Origin of the sequence: Tenacibaculum sp. SG-28 (assembly GCF_002954385.1) — a bacterium.
In the GTDB taxonomy this organism is placed as follows: Bacteria; Bacteroidota; Bacteroidia; order Flavobacteriales; family Flavobacteriaceae; genus Polaribacter.
The window spans coordinates 405,352-423,808 of sequence record NZ_MQVY01000002.1; the positions used below are offsets into that span (position 1 = coordinate 405,352).

The window sequence follows — 18,457 nt, forward strand, 5'->3', positions numbered from 1 at the left end:
TAGAAACATATTGGGGCTTACTTTTATAAATTAATGAATCGGTATAGGTACTATCTAATTTGTACAGTAAAGCACTTGCAGACTTAAGTTGTTTTTTTGATAAGCATTCGCAACATCTCCTCGTATCATAAGCGAATCTAGAATATTACCAGTAGCAAAAATATACTTAAAATTTTCTAACTTATTGCCCTCATTATTATCCTGAATAGCATTACCGAAGTTTAAAGTATAGGTTGTGTTCGGTTGTAAAGTGTCTAAAATTTTAATGGTGATATTCTTACTCGCAGTTCCTTGTGGCGATACGGATAATGGATTTTTTAATGGAGGAGACACCACTAACTGTTTGCCTAAATCTTTCAGTACTACATACTCATCAAAATAAATTCGTATTTCTTTCTCTTCAAAATTTAATGTTTCATATGGCGGATTTGCAACCATCATTATTGGTGCAGTCTCATCTTTTGGTCCTCCTACAGGACTACCCCTTCTGGCACAACCAGAGAGGATGAGAACAATAAAAAAAGAAATCCGTAAAACAGTTTTTATACTCACAAAATAAATTTTAATAGATATCAAAAGTAGTAAAATTAGCGTAACCAAACCTCATACTTTCTCTGTATATGCCATACAACAAATACTTATGGAAATATTAGAAGCTGTTCGTAATGCATTGCAACAATCTATCAAGGTTCCTCCTGTTGTGATAACATCATCTATAAGCAGAATATGTTTATTCTCATAAAATGCCGGATCTTCGAGCAAAAATTTCGTGGCTTTATTAGAAAAACGTTCAAAACGCTGTTTTACCGTTTGGGTTGTACTACTGGAAACTCGGACTAATTTTCCGCTTTCCAATGGCAATTCTAATTTTTCACTTATGCGTTTTGCAAAACTGTATACTTGATTGTACCCTCGCTGTCGCAACTTTTTTTTATGCAATGGAACTATGGTAATACAATCTACCTGCCTAAATAGAACATACTTTTGTATTTGTAAAAGCATACAATCTGCCAAAAAAACACCAATTTCTTCTTGATTTTTATATTTTAGTGCATGGATTAACTGTTTAGCAATCCCTTTGTTCCTGTAGTACAGCAAAGAATATATAGAAGTGATTGGCACAATACCATAAAAAATTTCGTGTAACATTTTCTTCGTAGCCTCGTTATATGTAATAACTGGTAAATGATGGGTACATCGAACACATAAAGTCACCTCTTGTTTTAGTAAAGGAGTGTAGCAATTGACACATAACCTAGGAAAAAAGAGGTCTAATAGGTCACGAAATAATGCCATATCAAAACAATTTTTTTCGTAATATACTAAAAAACAGCTATATACACTTTGAGTAACAATTTTAATTTTTTCAAGGCCGCCTTAAAAAACTACAAAACTTCAGGTACTCTAGTGCCGAGTTCGAAGTTTCTTGCCAATAGAATGCTAGCACAAGTAGATTTATCAAAAGCTAAAGTAATTGTTGAGCTAGGTCCTGGAAATGGTGCTATAACTAAAAAAATACTGGAAAAAATCACACCGTCAACTACGCTTATTTGTTTTGAAATCAATACCGTATTTTTGAAAGAACTTGAAAAAAATACAGCACAATCAGCTAATTCTGAAAAATGCTTCAGCTGAGGATATAGATGCAGAACTAAGTGATTTGGGTATACACGATGTTTGTTATATTATTTCAAGCCTACCTTTAACCATACTTCCAAAAAAAACAACACACACTATTTTACAAAAATGTTATTCTTTATTGCAGTCTAGAGGTAAATTTATTCAATACCAATATAATTTAACCCATTATAAACTTCTAAAACGCGTTTTCGGGAATAATATCGCAGTAAGTTTTGAAACCTTAAACTTCCCACCTGCCTTCGTTTATCAATGTGAAAAATGATTGCTCTATTTTATCTTCTTAGTCCCGAGGCAAATTGTGATTGAAAAGATACTACAAGACCACTAAGCAAAACATAGAAGTATTTATGTTTTTAAAAAATTATCTTATCGTTAGTATTTATAGCTTATATTTATTGCGAATTATCACGCTATGGAATTTTTAGAAAATAAGATTATACATTCGCACAAATGAGTTTACTATTTTAACACTAATAAATAATTTATAACAAACCCCCTAAATTATGAATCCAAAATCTATCAAAACACTAGCAATTGTAGTTCTTCTTGCAGTAGTTATTTTCTTACTATTTTTCGGCTACAAAAAATCTAATGAAGTACTCTTACTAGAAAATAGTTTTCAACAAGAAAAAATTGATCTTCAAAATTCTTTAGATGAAATGATTAAGGATTACACTGATGTCGTTATTAGAAAGCAAAGTTTATCGAAAAGGCTGCGTAAAGAAATTCAAAAGATGAAAGATTTGAGAGATTCAGTGGCGGTACTTGAAGGTAAAAACTACAGCCTGATTCGAAAATATAGAAGTAAAATTTCAAGTCTAGAAAGAGAAAACAGAAGGTTGTTTATTAAAATTGACTCCCTAAGCACAGCGAACCAAGCACTTGCTGAAAAAAATACTATTACCAACGAAATTTTAAATGAAAAGGTGATCATCAATGATGAGTTAAATCAAAAATACAAAGCACTGGAGGAGAAAGTGGAGATTGCCTCTAAAATAGAAATTAGCCCTGTACGAGCCATAGCCATGAAGGAGAGAAGTAGCGGTAAGCTAACCTCAACTTCTCGCTCTAGTAGAACAGATGCTTTTAAAGTAAATTTTGATCTTCTCAAAAATGAAGTGAGTACTCCAGGTAAAAAAATGGTGTATATTCAAATTATAGATCAAAAGAAAAATGTAATTACCCCCAAAGGAAAAACAGCCTTAAAAAATGGTGCTCAAATTCTATATAGTGATTCTATCGCAGTTAATTATTTAAACGATAAACTAGCACTAACATCTCTCATATTGGTAAATCGAGATGATATTAACAAAGGACAATATACCGTAAGTGCCTTTGTGGATGGAACTTATTCAGGCAACTCTGTGGTAAGCCTCAAATAAGGGTATCTAAACACTTAAAATCGAAGACCGTATTATTATACGGTCTTCGATTTTTTGTACAAAACGTAAATTTAAACAGCATACACAGCGTATAATACTCTAGCTTTTATAATACACTTGTAATGTTAAAATATTTAGACGTTACACGCGACCGTAATTATTTTAATATCGGTAAGTCAATTAAGAAACAATATTATATTTTTGCACTATGGCAAAACAAGAAGATCAATTTAAAAAGGTAATATCTCACGCAAAAGAATATGGATACATATTCCAATCCTCTGAAATTTACGACGGACTTAGTGCGGTATATGATTACGCCAAAACGGGGTAGAATTAAAGAAAAATATTCGAGAATATTGGTGGAAGGCCATGGTACAGATGCATGAAAACATAGTAGGTATTGATGCTTCTATACTAATGCACCCAACCACCTGGAAAGCCTCCGGACATGTAGATGCCTTTAATGATCCTTTAATTGATAATAAAGACAGCAAAAAAAGATATAGAGCAGATGTTTTAATTGAAGACTATTGTGCCAAAATTGAAACTAAAATTGAGAAGGAAGTAAAAAAGGCTGCTAAACGTTTTGGCGAAGCTTTTAATAAAGAGGAGTTTTTAACGACAAATGCACGAGTTTTAGGTTACCAAGAAAAAATCAACACTATTCTAAATAGACTCGGAAAATCTTTGGAAAATGAAGATTTAGCAGATGTTAAAAAACTTATCGAAGAGCTTGAAATTGCTGACCCATTAACAGGAAGCAAAAACTGGACAGACGTTAAACAATTTAATTTAATGTTTGGAACGCAACTTGGGGCATCTGCAGATAGTGCAATGAAAGTATACCTAAGACCAGAAACAGCGCAAGGTATCTTTGTGAACTTTCTAAACGTTCAAAAAACAGGACGAATGAAAATTCCTTTTGGAATTGCACAAACTGGTAAGGCATTTCGAAACGAAATCGTTGCGAGACAGTTTATATTTAGAATGCGTGAATTTGAGCAAATGGAAATGCAATTTTTTGTGAAGCCTGGTACACAACAAGAATGGTATCAAAAATGGAAAGAAACAAGGCTAAAATGGCATTTGTCTTTAGGAATGGGGGCAGATAATTACCGCTTTCACGACCATGAAAAATTAGCCCACTATGCAGACGCTGCTGCAGATATTGAATTTAAATTTCCTTTCGGATTTAAGGAGTTAGAAGGAATTCACTCAAGAACTGATTTTGACCTCAAAGCCCACGAAGAGTTCTCTGGTAAAAAACTCCAATATTTCGACCACGAAGAAAATAAAAACTACGTGCCCTATGTAGTAGAGACTTCGATAGGATTGGACCGAATGTTTTTGGCTGTATTTTCGAACTCCTTGCAAGAAGAAGAATTAGAAAACGGCACTACGAGAACCGTCCTTAAAATTCCTTCTGTTCTAGCACCAACTAAGGCAGCAATATTACCACTTGTTAAAAAAGATGGCCTTCCGGATGTCGCACGTAAAATTGTGGAAGATTTAAAATGGGATTTTAATGTTTCTTACGATGAAAAGGATGCTGTTGGTAGGCGATATCGAAGGCAAGATGCTGCTGGTACGCCGTTCTGTATTACTGTAGATCACGATACGTTACAAGACAATACGGTAACCATAAGACATCGCGACACCATGGAACAAAAACGAGTAAACGTACAAGATTTAAAAAAAATCATCTTTGAGGAAGTAGCGGTAAAGTCTTGGCTTATGAAAATGTAAATTTTAAACACCCTACATACGGGTGTTTTTTTTTAGATATAATTAGTAATGTAAATGTGTAGTAAAATGAGAATACCCCAACTTCTATTAGTGTTTTTCATTGTAACATCTTGTAGAACCGAAAAACAAGTTCATAAAATAACAGCCAAGACTATTAACATAGATAGTACGATTGTACCAGCTACTGATATCGATAGTATTATTGCTCCCTACAAACGTAAATTGAGTCTTGCAATGGGAGAAATATTAAGTTATACCCCAAAAGATCTAATCAAAAAAGATGGTACTATGCAGAGTTCTTTAGGGAATTTAATGGCGGATATGTGCTACACCATGGCAAATCCGAACTTTAAAAACAAATACCACAAAGAAATTGATTTTGTATTGTTAAATTATGGAGGCATTAGAGCTACACTTCCCAAGGGAAATATTACTACAGAAAATGCCTTTAAACTTATGCCTTTTGAAAACGAGCTTATTGTAGTAGAACTAGCAGGTAATAAAGTAGAGGAATTAGTAGCCTATATCATTGCGAACAAAACGGCACACCCTGTGTGTAAAAATGTAGAGCTCAAAATTTCCGAAAATAAATATGATCTAAAAATTAAAGGAAAAAAGTTCGATACGTTAACAACGTATAAGGTATTAACCAATGACTACTTACTAGGAGGCGGTGATCGAATGGATTTCTTTAAAAAACCATTGCATAGTTACCCTTTAGACTACAAAATGAGAGATGCAATTATCGATTATTTCAAAAATACCGACACCATTAACGCAAGTATTGACCATAGAATTACTGTTATACGATGAAAAGAAGAAGTTTTGTTAAACAACTAGGCAGCGCCTCTGCCTTAACTGTCGTTGGAGGATTAACAACATCCTTTACCACCAAAAAGCAACGTCATATTACCATTTTACATACCAACGATACGCATAGCCACATAGAACCTTTCCAACCGACTCACAATAAGTATGCAAACCAAGGAGGGGTTTCTAAAAGAGCTACTCTTATAGCACAAATACGAAAAGAAAATAGCAATACATTGTTACTCGATGCTGGAGACATATTTCAAGGCACTCCCTATTTTAATTATTATAAAGGTGCTCTAGAATTCAGGTTAATGAGTATGCTACAATACGATGTTGCCACCATTGGTAACCATGATTTTGACAATTCTATTGAAGGTCTTTACGAACAATTACCAAATGCAAAATTTGATTTTGTTTCTGCTAATTATGATTTTTCAAACACCATTTTAGATAGCCATGTAAAACCGTATAGAATTATTAAAAAAGATGGCGTAAAAATTGGCATTTTTGGCTTGGGTGTTGGTTTAGATGGGCTCGTAGATAAGAAGCTTTACAAAGAAACAAAATATTTAGACCCAATAGAGATAACCCAAGATATAACCAGAGAATTAAAAGAAATTCATTGTTGTGACCTTATAATATGTCTATCGCACTTAGGGTACTACTATAAAAATAATCCTAAAAAAATATCCGATTTAAACCTGGCCAAAGCAACTACAAACATTGATTTAATTATAGGAGGACACACCCACACATTTTACCAAAACCAACCATTGTAAAAAATGCAGATGGTAAAAACATGCTGGTAAACCAAGTAGGTGCTTACGGTATAAATTTGGGGAGAATTGACTTCTACATTGACGAATTAAATCAAAAATCGGCAAAAGGGACCACCATAATAGTATAGCTATAAAAATCCACTACCTAAAATCCTACTTTTGTAAATCGAAGTTATAATAGCGTTACAATTGCAGATATTTCAAACTAAAATAATAATACTGTATTTTTGTACGGAAATCCTGTAGAAGAATTTACTATAATGCTCATAAACAAAAAATAGTATGAAAACTCTCGTTAAAATTCTGTTCGTTATTTTTTTATTCTGGATGGCCCTAGGCGTGTACTTACGAAACACACAACATCCGAAAGCAGAAGTCGTGATGGGACTCGGTGTATTTTTTATGGCATTTGTTCTAATGCCCGTTTTTATTTACTATCGTTACCGAGACGGAAAATATAAAAAGTATATTATGAATTCAAAGGATACTAAAAAAAAGACTAAGTTAGAAACTTAGTCTTTTATTGTGAAGTATATTTCTATCTCAAAGAAGGAGAATAGTTTGTAGGATAGTCATCCGCTTTCGCTAAACCATCGGTTGCTGTTGCAAAATTAGATCCGTATTTTAGATCAATAGCCTCTAATAGTTTATTTGCCATTAATGCGTACCCTCTTGAAGTAAGGTGAATTCCATCCAAACTTACAAGGCCACCAAAAACCAAATCAGTACTCATAATATAATCATCAAAAACTAATGCAGAATTTGCTGCCTGCTCTAAAACAACATTCAAATCCACAAAAGCCAAACCTTTTTCGTCTGCTACTGCTTTTATGGTTGTATTGTAAGCATCTGTTGCTTCTCTAACTTCCTGAACCTCATCTGCAGTTAAAACCCAATTATCTGCTAATGGCACAGAGACACCATTAACTAACGCTGGGTTACCTCCAACTGTAGTTCCAATGAAAGAAGAACTAGTTAACACTAATAAATCATCAGAGGTTGCTTGTCGCATAGAAACCAATTGCGCATTAATACCGGTCAAATCGGTTAAAGCTTCGTCTAAGATTACCACTGCATTCTGTCCTGGAGCAAATGATATCGTACGTTTTGCGATCTCCGCATCTGCGGCATCTTGTGATATTGCACCTGCAGCTACTAGAGCAGCAAAGGCTTGTTGAATACCTCCATTATAGGCTGCAAAACCTTGATTTGATACTGCTGCCGTAGCAGCATCCATTGGAACAGCATTATAAGGAACCGTTGTGAAATATGGCAAATAGGTAATATAAGGTACATTAGCTAAAACTCCCTTTGCTCCTTGTGCTGTTAAGGCATCAGCAATCTGTCGGAATACTGCATTGAAAGTTCCAATAGGTGTAATTGCATCTCTACTTTGATCTCCCCCACTGGTTGCATAGCCTAAAACGTCGTTTCCTCCAATTTCTGATAAAGAAAAGAAAGTCGGTTGCTTGGATACAATCTCCTCAAGTAATGTAGCTTGTGTCGGAGTCATTCTTCCGTAGTAAGCATTTGCTTGCTCATACCCTGGTGCTACAAGATGAAAACTTCTTGCTCCTGGAATACCATAATTGTTAAAAGAAGTAGCATTGTCTGCTGGTGCTCCTAAAATAGTGGTAGGAATCGCAGGCAATACAGCAGGACCGGCACCATTAAAATAAAGTCTCGGCGGGCTCAAAACTGTATCTTGACGCGAGTTGGTAAATCCACCGATATTATCTTTCATCATAGGTTGGTTAAATTCCCCTCCATTACCCATTGCAAATTTAGAGGCCATGATATTTGGAAAAGAATTGTTTTGTGCTTCAATAAACAAGGCATTGTCCGTATAACCAGAAGAAAAAGAGGCTCCTACAGCTATATAATTGGAAAAATCAACAGTTCCAACATTTAACTCAACAACTGGTAATTCCTCAGGTAAAATTTCATCCAACTCATTATTTACATCACACGATGTTAACGCCACTGTTAAGCCTAACATCCATATAAATTTATTTTTCATCATTTCAGTTACGTTTTTAGTTATTAATTGTCCAAGCAAAGAAATACTGTGAACCAATAGCACCTACTCCTGGAGCACTTAAATATTCTTGACCGGTTAAGTTAGCACCTCCCAGTTTGAAGTTTGATTTCCATTTCGGCACGCTGTAGTTAATTTGTGCATCTAACACAGTTCTAGCGTCAATCTGTGCATCCATAAAGGTAGATTCCCAATAGAACTCATCTTGCCATCTCAAGTTAACATTAAAACCAAGGTTTTTATATACATTTTGTTTTCCGAACTGGAACTTCACTTTGTGTTCTGGTGTATTAAATCCGGCTTCAAAATCAGGGTCAGAAGCTTGATCAAAATCAAATTTTGCATAGGTATAATTAACACCTACATTGAATCCATTAAAAATCTTGGTGTTTAACCCTATGGAAGCACCATAAGAACTAATGTCTGCAGCAGAATTTGTATACGTTGAAAATGTAACTCTATCTCCTCTATCAAGTGCAACTAAGGCTTTAGGAACCTCACCTTGCCCTGGTACAGGAACTGTGTCAGATAAATCAACATTTCCATAAAGAGGAACAATTACGTTTTCGTTAGCGATAAAATCTTTGTAACGATTATAGTAGGTACTAAAATCAACAGTTATCTTATTACTTTCACCAGTTGGGATTACTCCACGATATCCAGCTTCAAAAGCAGTTACTTTCTCTGGTTTCACCAAACCAACATTAGCAGCTTGAGGATTTCCATTTAAAACTGATGATAAAGAAAAAGCATTTTCATATGCTTGCCTACCAGAGGCTGCGATAGCGGATTTTCCAGTTATAATTTGCCCAAATTCACTTAAATTAATTTCTGGTGTAGTATATCGATCTAAATTATCTGGAGCAGAACCCATTAGGTATGCTCTACCAGCATTTAAACCAATGTATTGGTCTTGGGTAGTTGGGTTTCTAAAACCAGTTTGGAAAGAAAGTCTAAAGTTATGATCTTTGGTTTTTCCGGCGGCGTATGCTAACGAAATTCTTGGAGAAAAATTACCGTCAAAATTTTCGGCCTTATCGTAACGGATAGACCCTGTAATCTTTAAACGATCGTCTATCATTTTCTTTTGGATTTGAGTATAAACTCCCATTTCATTATATTCTAAAGGGCCATCATAATCGGTGTAAATACTCCCTCCCGAATTTAAAGAATATTTTCTTGCAGATCCTCCAACTTGGATTTCTGCCCAATCAATATAATCTCTTAAATTTAAGTTAGCGTCTGCATGATAGATTTTAGATTGATCGGTAAATTTAGCACCAGTAGTTAAATCTGGATTTGCAATAATTTCATTGTAAGCACGATTAAATTCAGGGCTTCCTGGAACAAATCTTCCATCATCAGCCTGACTTCTTCCTAGAGCATGTGCTTCTGTAGTAGAGGCACCAGACAAAATTGCTCCTAAATATCCACCAACATAAGTACCAAACCATGTATTGTCGTCTCTCCATGCTCTATTTATATTAATTGCTGCAAAACGGGTATCGTAAGAATCTCCTGCATCCTCTGCAGTAATATACCCTCTTACGAAAAAGTTTTTCCCTCTAAACTCCAATTTATGCTGTTGCATAAAGAAGTTCTTAATGTAATAGCGATTGGTTCCTTGATATATTGTGTTACCAACACCAATTTTTGCATTGTAGATAATTTCCAAACGGTCGTTACCCCAAGGGCGATAGTGTAAAGACCCTCCAAACTTTACGCTTCTTGCGTCATAGTCCATTAAATCTCTTTCATCATAACCAGTTCTACTTACATTTACACTAGGTATTAAATTAGATGAACCTGCTGGAATAGTACCCATTTTCTCTAATATTTTGGCAACTTCATTTATATTAGTAAAAACTTCATCTCCATAAACATTTAACCCGTCATAATTAACATCTGAATCTCTATCTCCAGGAATATATGTTCCTAAATTAGCATTTGTATTTCTGTAATCTGTAGCAAACCATTCTGTACCCTTTAAGAAAGAAAAGGTAGCTTTTGCAGCAAATTTATCATCAAAGGCATATGCCATGCGAATACTTGCATCATAGTACTCATTGTCTCCTGCTGCTTCCTGACTGGTTAAACCAGCTTTAAAACTAGTACTGATACCTTGGTAATCAAAAGGATTTTTACTCGTCATGAACATGATTCCGTTAAATGCATTTGCCCCGTATAAAGCAGAAGATGCTCCAGGAAGTAATTCTACACTTTGTACGTCTAATTCCGACAACCCTAATAAATTACCTAAAGCAAAGTTTAATGCTGGAGAAGAATTATCCATACCATCTACTAATTGCATGAATCTGGTATTAGCAAAAGTTGCAAAACCACGCGTGTTTACCGACTTGAAGGTTAACGAGTTTGTGTTAACGTCTACGCCTTTTAAATTTTCTAAACCATCATAGAAAGATGGAGAAGATGTATTTTTAATAGCTCTAGAATCCATGCGCTCTACGGTTACAGGAGACTCCATAATACGTTCTGGAGTTCGCGATGCAGATACGACAACTTCATCTAAAGAGGTTGCTAGTTCCGTTAAGCTAAGTTCAACCACTTGGTTATTTTCCGTTATTTCTACTGATTTTGTTCCATATCCTAAAAGAGATACCTCAATCGTAAAAGGAGGTTTATCAGTAACTTGTAAAGTAAATTTTCCATCAAAGTCTGTGGAAGTACCAACCGCTTTACGCGAAACTTTGATGTTAGCCCCTGGAAGAGGACCTCCATACGTTGCATCATTTACGGTTCCTGTAATGGTCGTTTGTGCCACCATTATACTACTACAGAGCGCAAATGCAACAAGTAATAATCTTTTCATCATAATGTTATAATAATTTGTTAACTAATCGCAAAATACGATTTTTTTTCATTTACAAAATAATTGTGTTGAATTTTATTCAAAAATATGTGGTACAAATTGTACATTTGTTAAAAATTAAAGGACTTGGACGTTACACACTCTATTTTTGATTTTAAGCCTTCCCAAGAGACATTTGTTACTATCGGAACCTTTGATGGCGTTCATGTAGGACATCAAAAAATCATTAAAAAGTTAGTAAAAAATGCCAAAGCTTCTGGAAAGAAATCTGTCTTGTTAACCTTTTTTCCACACCCGAGAATGGTACTCCAAAAAGACGTTCATATTCAACTTATTAACACTATAAGAGAAAAGACTGATTTACTAGAGGCCTTAGGTCTTGATTACCTAATTATTCATCCTTTCTCCAAAGAGTTTTCTAGAATGACTGCTTTGAAGTTCGTTAGAGATATTTTAGTGGAAAAATTACACACTGCAAAATTAATAATTGGTTACGATCATCATTTCGGGAAAAATAGAGAAGGAAACATTGAACAACTCACCGAATATTCGCATTTATACGACTTTGAGGTAGAAGAAATCCCTGTACAAGACATTGATGATGTGTCGGTTAGCTCTACAAAAATCCGAAAAGCCTTACTAGATGGCGCCTTAAAAACTGCCAACAAGTATTTGGGATACACATTTAGTATTACAGGTAAGGTAGTAACGGGGAAGCAACTTGGTAGCACCATTGGATTCCCTACTGCAAATATTCATATTTACGAGAACTACAAATTAATCCCGAAAACAGGGGTATACGTGGTACAATCAGAACTAAATGGCAGCACCTATTACGGTATGATGAATATCGGAAACAGACCAACGGTAAGTGGCACGTATCAAACCATTGAAGTGCACTATTTCAACTGTGATCAAAATCTTTATGATGCTGAAGTTTGCGTTTACTTATTGTATTACCTACGAGAAGAAAAAAAATTTAAATCTATAGAAAACCTTAAGGAGCAACTACGAAAAGATAAAACTGCCTCGCTAAAATTTTTAGAGGAACAAATAAATCTACAGTAAAGCCAATAATTACTTGTTTTTTCAGCCAATTAAATACTACTAAAATCTGATTGTTTTAATGTTATTGTTGCGCTATCTTTGCTTTTTTTAAAAATTAAAAAGATGTTACAGGTACAGTTTATTAGAGAAAATAAGCAACGTGTTTTAGATGGCCTTGCCAAAAGAAATTTTGCAAATGCTGAAACTATTGTAGAGGAAGTAATCCAAACAGATGAAAACAGAAGAGCTGCACAAGCAAAGCTAGACGCAGTTTTAGCAGAATCCAATAAACTGTCTAAAGAAATTGGTAATTTATTTAAATCTGGCGAAGTTCAGAAAGCAACCATATTAAAAGAGAAAACGGCTAAGCTCAAAGAAGACTCTAAAGTATTTAGCGAAACTCTTAATTCGGAAGCGAATAAGTTACAGCATTTGTTATATCAAATTCCAAATGTTCCTCATGTGTCTGTGGTGAGCGGAAAAAATGAAAAAGACAATGAAGAACTATTCAAGGAAGGAAGTATCCCAGAGTTAGGAGAATACGCCCTACCACATTGGGAATTGGCAAAAAAGTATAACCTTATTGACTTTGAATTAGGAGCTAAAGTAACTGGTGCAGGCTTTCCAATATACAAAGGAAAAGGTGCCCGATTACAACGAGCGCTAATCGCATACTTTTTAGATAAAAATACGGCAGCTGGTTATACAGAAGTTCAAGTACCGCTGCTGATTAACGAAGCCTCTGGTTTAGGAACCGGGCAGTTACCGGATAAAGAAGGGCAAATGTATCACGTCACTGAAGATGCTTTGTATTTAATTCCAACTTCAGAGGTTCCTATTACCAACATGCATCGCGGAGACTTGTTACAAGAAGCCGATTTACCAAAAGCATATACCGGATACACCCCTTGTTTTAGAAGAGAGGCGGGCAGCTACGGAGCGCATGTGAGAGGTTTAAATCGTTTGCACCAATTTGATAAAGTTGAAATTGTTCGTGTAGAGCACCCAGATAATTCTTACCGAGCTTTACAAGATATGGTAGAACATATAAAGGAAATTCTCAGAGAACTAAAATTACCATACAGAATCTTACGATTATGCGGCGGAGATACTGGTTTTACAGCGGCTCTAACTTTTGATTTTGAGGTCTACTCTACTGCCCAAAATAGATGGTTGGAAATAAGTTCTGCTTCCAATATGGAAACCTTTCAAGCCAACCGTTTAAAATTACGTTTTAAAAATAAGGAAGGTAAGAGCCAGTTAGCACATACCTTAAACGCTAGCTCCCTTGCTTTGCCGAGAGTATTGGCTGGTATATTAGAGAATTACCAAACAAAAGATGGAATTAAAATTCCAGAGGTTCTTATCCCGTACTGTGGTTTTGATACTATTGATTAAAACTGGACCAGACCAAATAATTCCAAAAGTAAGTTTTTGAAACAAAAACTTACTTTTTTAGTTTGCTACAACGGCAAGCATTAATCTTTTACATCTATTCATTTCTAACAAGGCTGTAAAATATTTAGATATTTGACCATTTTTCATATACGTATTGGCCTTGTGTTTTGCAGATTCGTATTCGGAATTTAAATTTTTCATAATAGTAGTTGATTTGATTTATTACTTTTAAGACAAACTTCGTGCCAAAATGTTACAAAATTAAAATTCTAAATTTTATTTTTAGTAAAAAATTAACAAATCCAACAGTAAAAAAACCGATAATAAGAGAGTTAAAACTTTGATTATATGGGTTTTTTTAAGAAGTTTGTATAAATAGGTACACTAAATTTAGATACTTAGATTTTTTATATTCCTTTTTCCATGAAAAAAATATTCTGCTATTTTTTACTTTATTTATTAGCTGGTTTCACTATTCGCAAGAGAATAGCTATGTCATTGCTGAAAATTATTTTAGAAATGGAGAATTTGAAAAAGCTACGCAAATATACGAGGAGTTATATCGAAAAAGCCCTTACAACACGACATATCTCAAGCAATTGGTGTTTTGCTATCAAGAAACCAATAAATTTGATACCGCAGATACACTACTGAAAACCCAATTGCAAAATTTCCCGCAACAATCATACTTGAACGTTCTAATTGGTTATAATTACGAAAGACAACAAAAATCGGAACAAGCAGAGAAATATTATCAGAAAGCAATTGATGCCATACAAGTAAAAAATAGGTATGGAAATTTAACTGCTACCTTTTTTAAAAACTACACCAAGCTCAATTATGCCGCAAAAACCTATACCACAATAATGGAAAACAATCCCAGAGCAAATTATGGGTTTCAATTGGCGCAAATTTACGGTGAGCAAGGCGACTTTAAAAAGATGTTTAGTTCCTATGTTGATTTAGTGGATAAAAATGAAGATTATCTCGGAAATGTAAAGCGATATGCATCCAAATATGTTACCGAAGAACCAGACAATGAATACAATATTTTATTCAAACAAGCACTCCTTAAAAAATCTATTAGTAATCCTAAGAACTGTTGGAATGATCTTTTAGGCTGGCTTTTTATAAATCAAAAGGAATACAGTAAAGCATTGGTGCAATACAAAGCTTTATTAGCAAGAAACATAGATAATCTTGGTAAAATAAAATCTTTAAGTTCTATAGCTTTTGAAAATAAAGATTACGAAACTGCAAGGAAGTGTTGCGATATACTCATAGAAAAATCAAACTATCCCAGAGATAAATTTCAGGCTATTGAAATGAATTTGCGAATGGATATCAACACCCAGCAACCAAATATTGAATCAAAATTTCAAAACTTATTTGCGACGTATGGAACCAACAAACAAACTTTAAATATTCAATTAGCATATGCTAACTATTTGACATTTACCAAAAATAATCCGGAAGAGGCAATAGCAGTTATTGATCGAGCTTCCACCTTTGCAGATTCTAAATTTACAAAGGCTTTTATCAAGCTTAAACTTGGAGAAGTGTTAATTTACAACCAACAGTTTAACAAAGCACTGTTAAACTTTTCACAAGTACAAACACAATTTAAAAATCATTTCCTAGGACAAGAAGCACGTTTTAAAGTTGCACAGCTTTCTTATTTTAAAAATGATTTTGATTGGGCAAAAGCACAATTGAAAATTTTAAAAAGGTTCTGCAACACAATTAATCGCAAACGATGCAGCGGAACTTTTTTTAACCATAAGTGATAATCAACCACAAGACAGCACGGGAACCGGATTAAAAGAATATGCAAAAGCAGATTTATTGAAGTATCAAAATAAAAATACAGAGGCTATTTCGATACTTTCAGACATTATCAAAAACTATAAAAACCAGCCTATAGAAGATGAAGCACTATACCAACAGGCAGAACTGTATATAAAAGAAAAGGAATATCAAAAAGCGGTTTCTAATCTCGAAAAAGTGATTGCCATAAATCCGGAAGGAATTTTAGTGGATGATAGCTTGTATCACTTAGCAGAATTATATCGCGTCGAATTAAATAATCCCAAAACAGCCGCAGAGTACTATCAAAAGATTATTTTTGCACATGCATCGAGTATTTACTTGGTTGAAGCTCGAAAAAAGTACCGTAAATTGCGTGGAGATGAAATTTGATGTCTACCAATTAATAGAAATTCCTTGTACATGTAGAAGGGTAAAATTGATATAATTATTTAGAGTACATTATGTATATATACAACGTAACTGTTAATATAGAAGAAAGTGTGCACCCGGAATGGTTGGTGTGGATTGAACAACACATACTAGATGTTTTAGCAACTGGACACTTTGTTAGCGCTAAAATGACAGAGGTTTTAGTAGAGGAAGAAATGGGTGGAAAAACATATTCCATTCAGTATACTGCAAATACAAGAGAAGATTTAGATAAGTATTACGAGCAAGACGCAACAAAGCTTCGCAATGCGGGTATGAAAAAGTTTGCGGATAAAATGCTAGCTTTTAGAACGGAGCTTAAAGTAATAAACGAATTTTATCCAACGACCAGTAATAATTAGAACATCTTGTGTAATTAAACAGCGGTAGTGTTATGAGTGTACGGGCAAAAAAACATCTTGGACAGCATTTTTTAAACGATGAAAACATTGCCAAAAAGATTGCCGATTCTTTGCAGGGTAATGGATACGATACAATACTTGAAATTGGGCCAGGTATGGGCGTACTTACCAAGTATTTACTGGAACAAGAGGCAAAGGTTACCGTTATGGAATTAGATTCTGAATCGGTGCAGTATCTAAAAGAGACCTTTCCTGTGGAACACATTACACTAAATACAAGTCCGGGGCACTTCTGTATTATAGAAGGTGACTTTTTAAAACAAGATCTTTCTAAAATTAATCATGGAAAACAGATAGCAATTATTGGGAATTTCCCGTATAACATATCTAGTCAAATCGTTTTTAAAACCATCGAAAACAGAGCATCAGTACCTGAATTTGCAGGAATGTTTCAAAAAGAAGTTGCACAGCGCATCGCAGAAAAAAAGGGTAGTAAGATTTATGGTATCCTTTCGGTTCTTACCCAAGCGTTTTACGATGTCGAATATTTGTTTACCGTACCTCCTTCGGTATTTAATCCTCCTCCTAAGGTAGATTCGGGAGTAATTCGTTTAAAAAGGAAAGAAAATTACACCCTTCCTGTTAACGAAAAACTATTTTTTCGCGTGGTAAAAACAGCTTTCAACCAACGAAGAAAAATGCTGCGTTCTAGTTTAAAATCGCTCCATCTTTCGACTAGTTTAAAAGAAGACCCTATATTTACTTTGCGCCCCGAACAATTATCCGTTCAAGACTTTATTGTTCTAACCTCTAAAATAGCAGACGATGGCACTAGAGATCACGCATAAACTTATTAAAGAACTACAAGGCTATATTACCTCGCAAAAAGATGGTAAAATCGCAGAATTTTTCTCCGACGTACATCATGCAGATATCGCAGAACTTTTGGAGGAACTATCTTTTGAAGAGGCACTTTACATAATACGTTTATTAGATTCTGAAACCACTTCCGAGGTACTTATGGACGTGGATGAAGACATTCGTGAAAAGGTATTACAGAAACTTTCTGATAAAGAAATTGCAGAAGAGATTGATGAGCTCGACACCGATGATGCTGCTGATGTAATTGCTGAACTTCCAGAAAAAAGAAAGCAAGAGGTAATTCAAAAAATCGAAGACAAAGAGCACGCCAAAGAAATTGTTGAATTACTCCGTTATGACGAAGATACTGCAGGAGGTTTGATGGCAAAAGAATTGGTAAAAGTAAACGAAAACTGGAATGTATTAACCTGTGTGAAGGAGATGCGTTTGCAGGCAGAGGAGGTTACACGAGTACATTCGATTTACGTTGTGGACAACGATGGAAAACTAAAAGGAAGATTATCTCTTAAAGATCTTCTCATGGCTTCTACACGATCAAAAATTGCCGATGTATACATTCCCAAAGTAGATTTCGTAAACGTACACGATAATAACGAGGATGTTGCGAATATCATGCGTAAATATGACCTTGAGGCGATACCAGTAGTAGATGAGCTTGGAGTTCTGGTAGGTAGAATTACCATTGACGATATTGTTGATGTGATAAAAGAGGAAGCCGATAAAGATTATCAATTGGCAGCGGGTATTACCCAAGATGTAGAAGCAGATGATTCGATTTGGCAATTGACTCGAGCGAGATTACCTTGGCTATTCTTGGGTTTGTTAGGAGGAATTGGAGCATTTCTAATTATGGGTAATTTTAAAGAAACTTTTAAAGAAAATGCGGTGTTATTTTTCTTTACGCCATTAATTGCTGCAATGGCAGGTAATGTTGGTGTACAATCTTCAGCGATTATCGTTCAGGGATTAGCAAATGACGATGTAAAAGGGAGTATAAACAGTCGTTTATTTAAAGAAATGCTCCTGGCACTTTTAAATGGTTTGGTCTTAGCCATCTTCTTGTTTGTTTTTGTTTTTGTTTACGAACAAGACTTTTTAAAGGCCTTTGCAATATCGATATCCTTGGTTGTCGTAATTATTGTCGCAGGATTAATAGGAACATTTATCCCATTATTTCTAGACAAACAAGGCATAGATCCTGCCATTGCCACGGGACCATTTATTACTACCAGCAATGATATTTTTGGAATCTTAATCTACTTTTTAATTGCCCAGCTAATTTTAGGCATATAAATGAA

Annotated in this window: 17 protein-coding genes and 3 pseudogenes; 15 read left to right on the forward strand and 5 right to left on the reverse strand. The window is 34.7% G+C overall.

The genetic code is table 11. The features are described 5' to 3' along the window. Nucleotides 1–54: 54 nt before the first annotated feature. Together BSU00_RS13270 and BSU00_RS06775 are read right to left on the reverse strand one after the other, a co-directional pair. A complete protein-coding gene (locus tag BSU00_RS13270) occupies nt 55–552 on the reverse strand; it encodes an Ig-like domain-containing protein (RefSeq protein ID WP_233188625.1) in 498 nt (165 codons plus the stop codon). 51 nt (nt 553–603) lie between these two features. Continuing rightward, the gene (locus BSU00_RS06775) at nt 604–1,296 is read right to left on the reverse strand and encodes a ComF family protein (protein WP_105003694.1); all 693 of its coding nucleotides are present in this window, start codon (nt 1,294–1,296) and stop codon (nt 604–606) included. Between the two features lie 48 nt (nt 1,297–1,344). Between BSU00_RS06775 and BSU00_RS13275 the strand changes: the two genes are divergently transcribed. The 7 genes and pseudogenes from BSU00_RS13275 (at nt 1,345) to BSU00_RS06805 (ending at nt 6,880) form a co-directional block, all read left to right on the forward strand. Beyond that, complete coding sequence (locus tag BSU00_RS13275) at nt 1,345–1,635, forward strand: rRNA adenine N-6-methyltransferase family protein (RefSeq protein ID WP_233188626.1); 291 nt, start codon at nt 1,345–1,347, stop codon at nt 1,633–1,635. Beyond that, nucleotides 1,586–1,903 carry a hypothetical protein gene (locus BSU00_RS13280; protein WP_233188627.1) on the forward strand — a complete coding sequence of 106 codons (318 nt, stop codon included), beginning with the start codon at nt 1,586–1,588 and terminating at the stop codon, nt 1,901–1,903. The genes BSU00_RS13275 and BSU00_RS13280 overlap by 50 nt, the downstream gene beginning before the upstream one ends. 241 nt (nt 1,904–2,144) lie before the next feature. Beyond that, the gene (locus BSU00_RS06785) at nt 2,145–3,023 is read left to right on the forward strand and encodes a hypothetical protein (RefSeq protein ID WP_105003695.1); all 879 of its coding nucleotides are present in this window, start codon (nt 2,145–2,147) and stop codon (nt 3,021–3,023) included. A 208-nt stretch (nt 3,024–3,231) separates the two neighbouring features. Next, nucleotides 3,232–4,772: pseudogene (locus BSU00_RS06790) on the forward strand (glycine--tRNA ligase). 66 nt (nt 4,773–4,838) lie between these two features. After that, a complete protein-coding gene (locus tag BSU00_RS06795; RefSeq protein ID WP_105003696.1) occupies nt 4,839–5,585 on the forward strand; it encodes a 5'-nucleotidase C-terminal domain-containing protein in 747 nt (248 codons plus the stop codon). After that, a pseudogene (locus BSU00_RS06800) lies at nt 5,582–6,492 on the forward strand (bifunctional UDP-sugar hydrolase/5'-nucleotidase). The gene BSU00_RS06795 and the pseudogene BSU00_RS06800 overlap by 4 nt, the downstream one beginning before the upstream one ends. A gap of 154 nt (nt 6,493–6,646) precedes the next feature. After that, a complete protein-coding gene (locus tag BSU00_RS06805; protein WP_105003697.1) occupies nt 6,647–6,880 on the forward strand; it encodes a hypothetical protein in 234 nt (77 codons plus the stop codon). A 22-nt stretch (nt 6,881–6,902) separates the two neighbouring features. On the opposite strand, the gene BSU00_RS06810 is transcribed toward BSU00_RS06805, so the two are convergent. Both BSU00_RS06810 and BSU00_RS06815 read right to left on the reverse strand, forming a co-directional pair. Next, a complete protein-coding gene (locus BSU00_RS06810; protein WP_369820280.1) occupies nt 6,903–8,387 on the reverse strand; it encodes an SGNH/GDSL hydrolase family protein in 1,485 nt (494 codons plus the stop codon). 13 nt (nt 8,388–8,400) lie between these two features. Then, entirely contained in the window at nt 8,401–11,235 is a 2,835-nt protein-coding gene (locus BSU00_RS06815) for a carboxypeptidase-like regulatory domain-containing protein (RefSeq protein WP_105003698.1), read from the reverse strand. A gap of 123 nt (nt 11,236–11,358) precedes the next feature. On the opposite strand from BSU00_RS06815, the gene BSU00_RS06820 reads away from it, so the two are divergent. Together BSU00_RS06820 and serS are read left to right on the forward strand one after the other, a co-directional pair. After that, nucleotides 11,359–12,300 (forward strand): bifunctional riboflavin kinase/FAD synthetase, encoded by a 942-nt coding sequence (locus BSU00_RS06820; RefSeq protein WP_105003699.1) that lies wholly within the window; start codon nt 11,359–11,361, stop codon nt 12,298–12,300. A gap of 102 nt (nt 12,301–12,402) precedes the next feature. Beyond that, nucleotides 12,403–13,677, forward strand: coding sequence for a serine--tRNA ligase (serS, locus tag BSU00_RS06825; RefSeq protein WP_105003700.1), 1,275 nt, complete (start codon nt 12,403–12,405; stop codon nt 13,675–13,677). A 57-nt stretch (nt 13,678–13,734) separates the two neighbouring features. Here serS and BSU00_RS13000 read toward each other — a convergent pair whose 3' ends face one another. Beyond that, complete coding sequence (locus BSU00_RS13000; RefSeq protein ID WP_199176770.1) at nt 13,735–13,878, reverse strand: hypothetical protein; 144 nt, start codon at nt 13,876–13,878, stop codon at nt 13,735–13,737. Between the two features lie 344 nt (nt 13,879–14,222). On the opposite strand from BSU00_RS13000, the pseudogene BSU00_RS13945 reads away from it, so the two are divergent. The 6 genes and pseudogenes from BSU00_RS13945 to mgtE all read left to right on the forward strand — a co-directional run. Then, nucleotides 14,223–14,306: pseudogene (locus BSU00_RS13945) on the forward strand (hypothetical protein); the annotation flags it as partial. A 60-nt stretch (nt 14,307–14,366) separates the two neighbouring features. Beyond that, nucleotides 14,367–15,464 carry a hypothetical protein gene (locus tag BSU00_RS13285; protein ID WP_233188628.1) on the forward strand — a complete coding sequence of 366 codons (1,098 nt, stop codon included), beginning with the start codon at nt 14,367–14,369 and terminating at the stop codon, nt 15,462–15,464. Between the two features lie 58 nt (nt 15,465–15,522). After that, the gene (locus tag BSU00_RS13290; RefSeq protein WP_233188629.1) at nt 15,523–15,876 is read left to right on the forward strand and encodes a tol-pal system YbgF family protein; all 354 of its coding nucleotides are present in this window, start codon (nt 15,523–15,525) and stop codon (nt 15,874–15,876) included. A gap of 71 nt (nt 15,877–15,947) precedes the next feature. After that, nucleotides 15,948–16,277, forward strand: a complete 330-nt coding sequence (locus BSU00_RS06835; RefSeq protein WP_105003701.1) for a DUF4286 family protein — start codon at nt 15,948–15,950, stop codon at nt 16,275–16,277. Nucleotides 16,278–16,309: 32 nt separating this feature from the next. Next, the gene (gene rsmA / locus BSU00_RS06840) at nt 16,310–17,125 is read left to right on the forward strand and encodes a 16S rRNA (adenine(1518)-N(6)/adenine(1519)-N(6))-dimethyltransferase RsmA (protein WP_105003702.1); all 816 of its coding nucleotides are present in this window, start codon (nt 16,310–16,312) and stop codon (nt 17,123–17,125) included. Continuing rightward, nucleotides 17,103–18,452 (forward strand): magnesium transporter, encoded by a 1,350-nt coding sequence (gene mgtE / locus BSU00_RS06845; protein ID WP_105003703.1) that lies wholly within the window; start codon nt 17,103–17,105, stop codon nt 18,450–18,452. The genes rsmA and mgtE overlap by 23 nt, the downstream gene beginning before the upstream one ends. Nucleotides 18,453–18,457 lie beyond the last annotated feature (5 nt).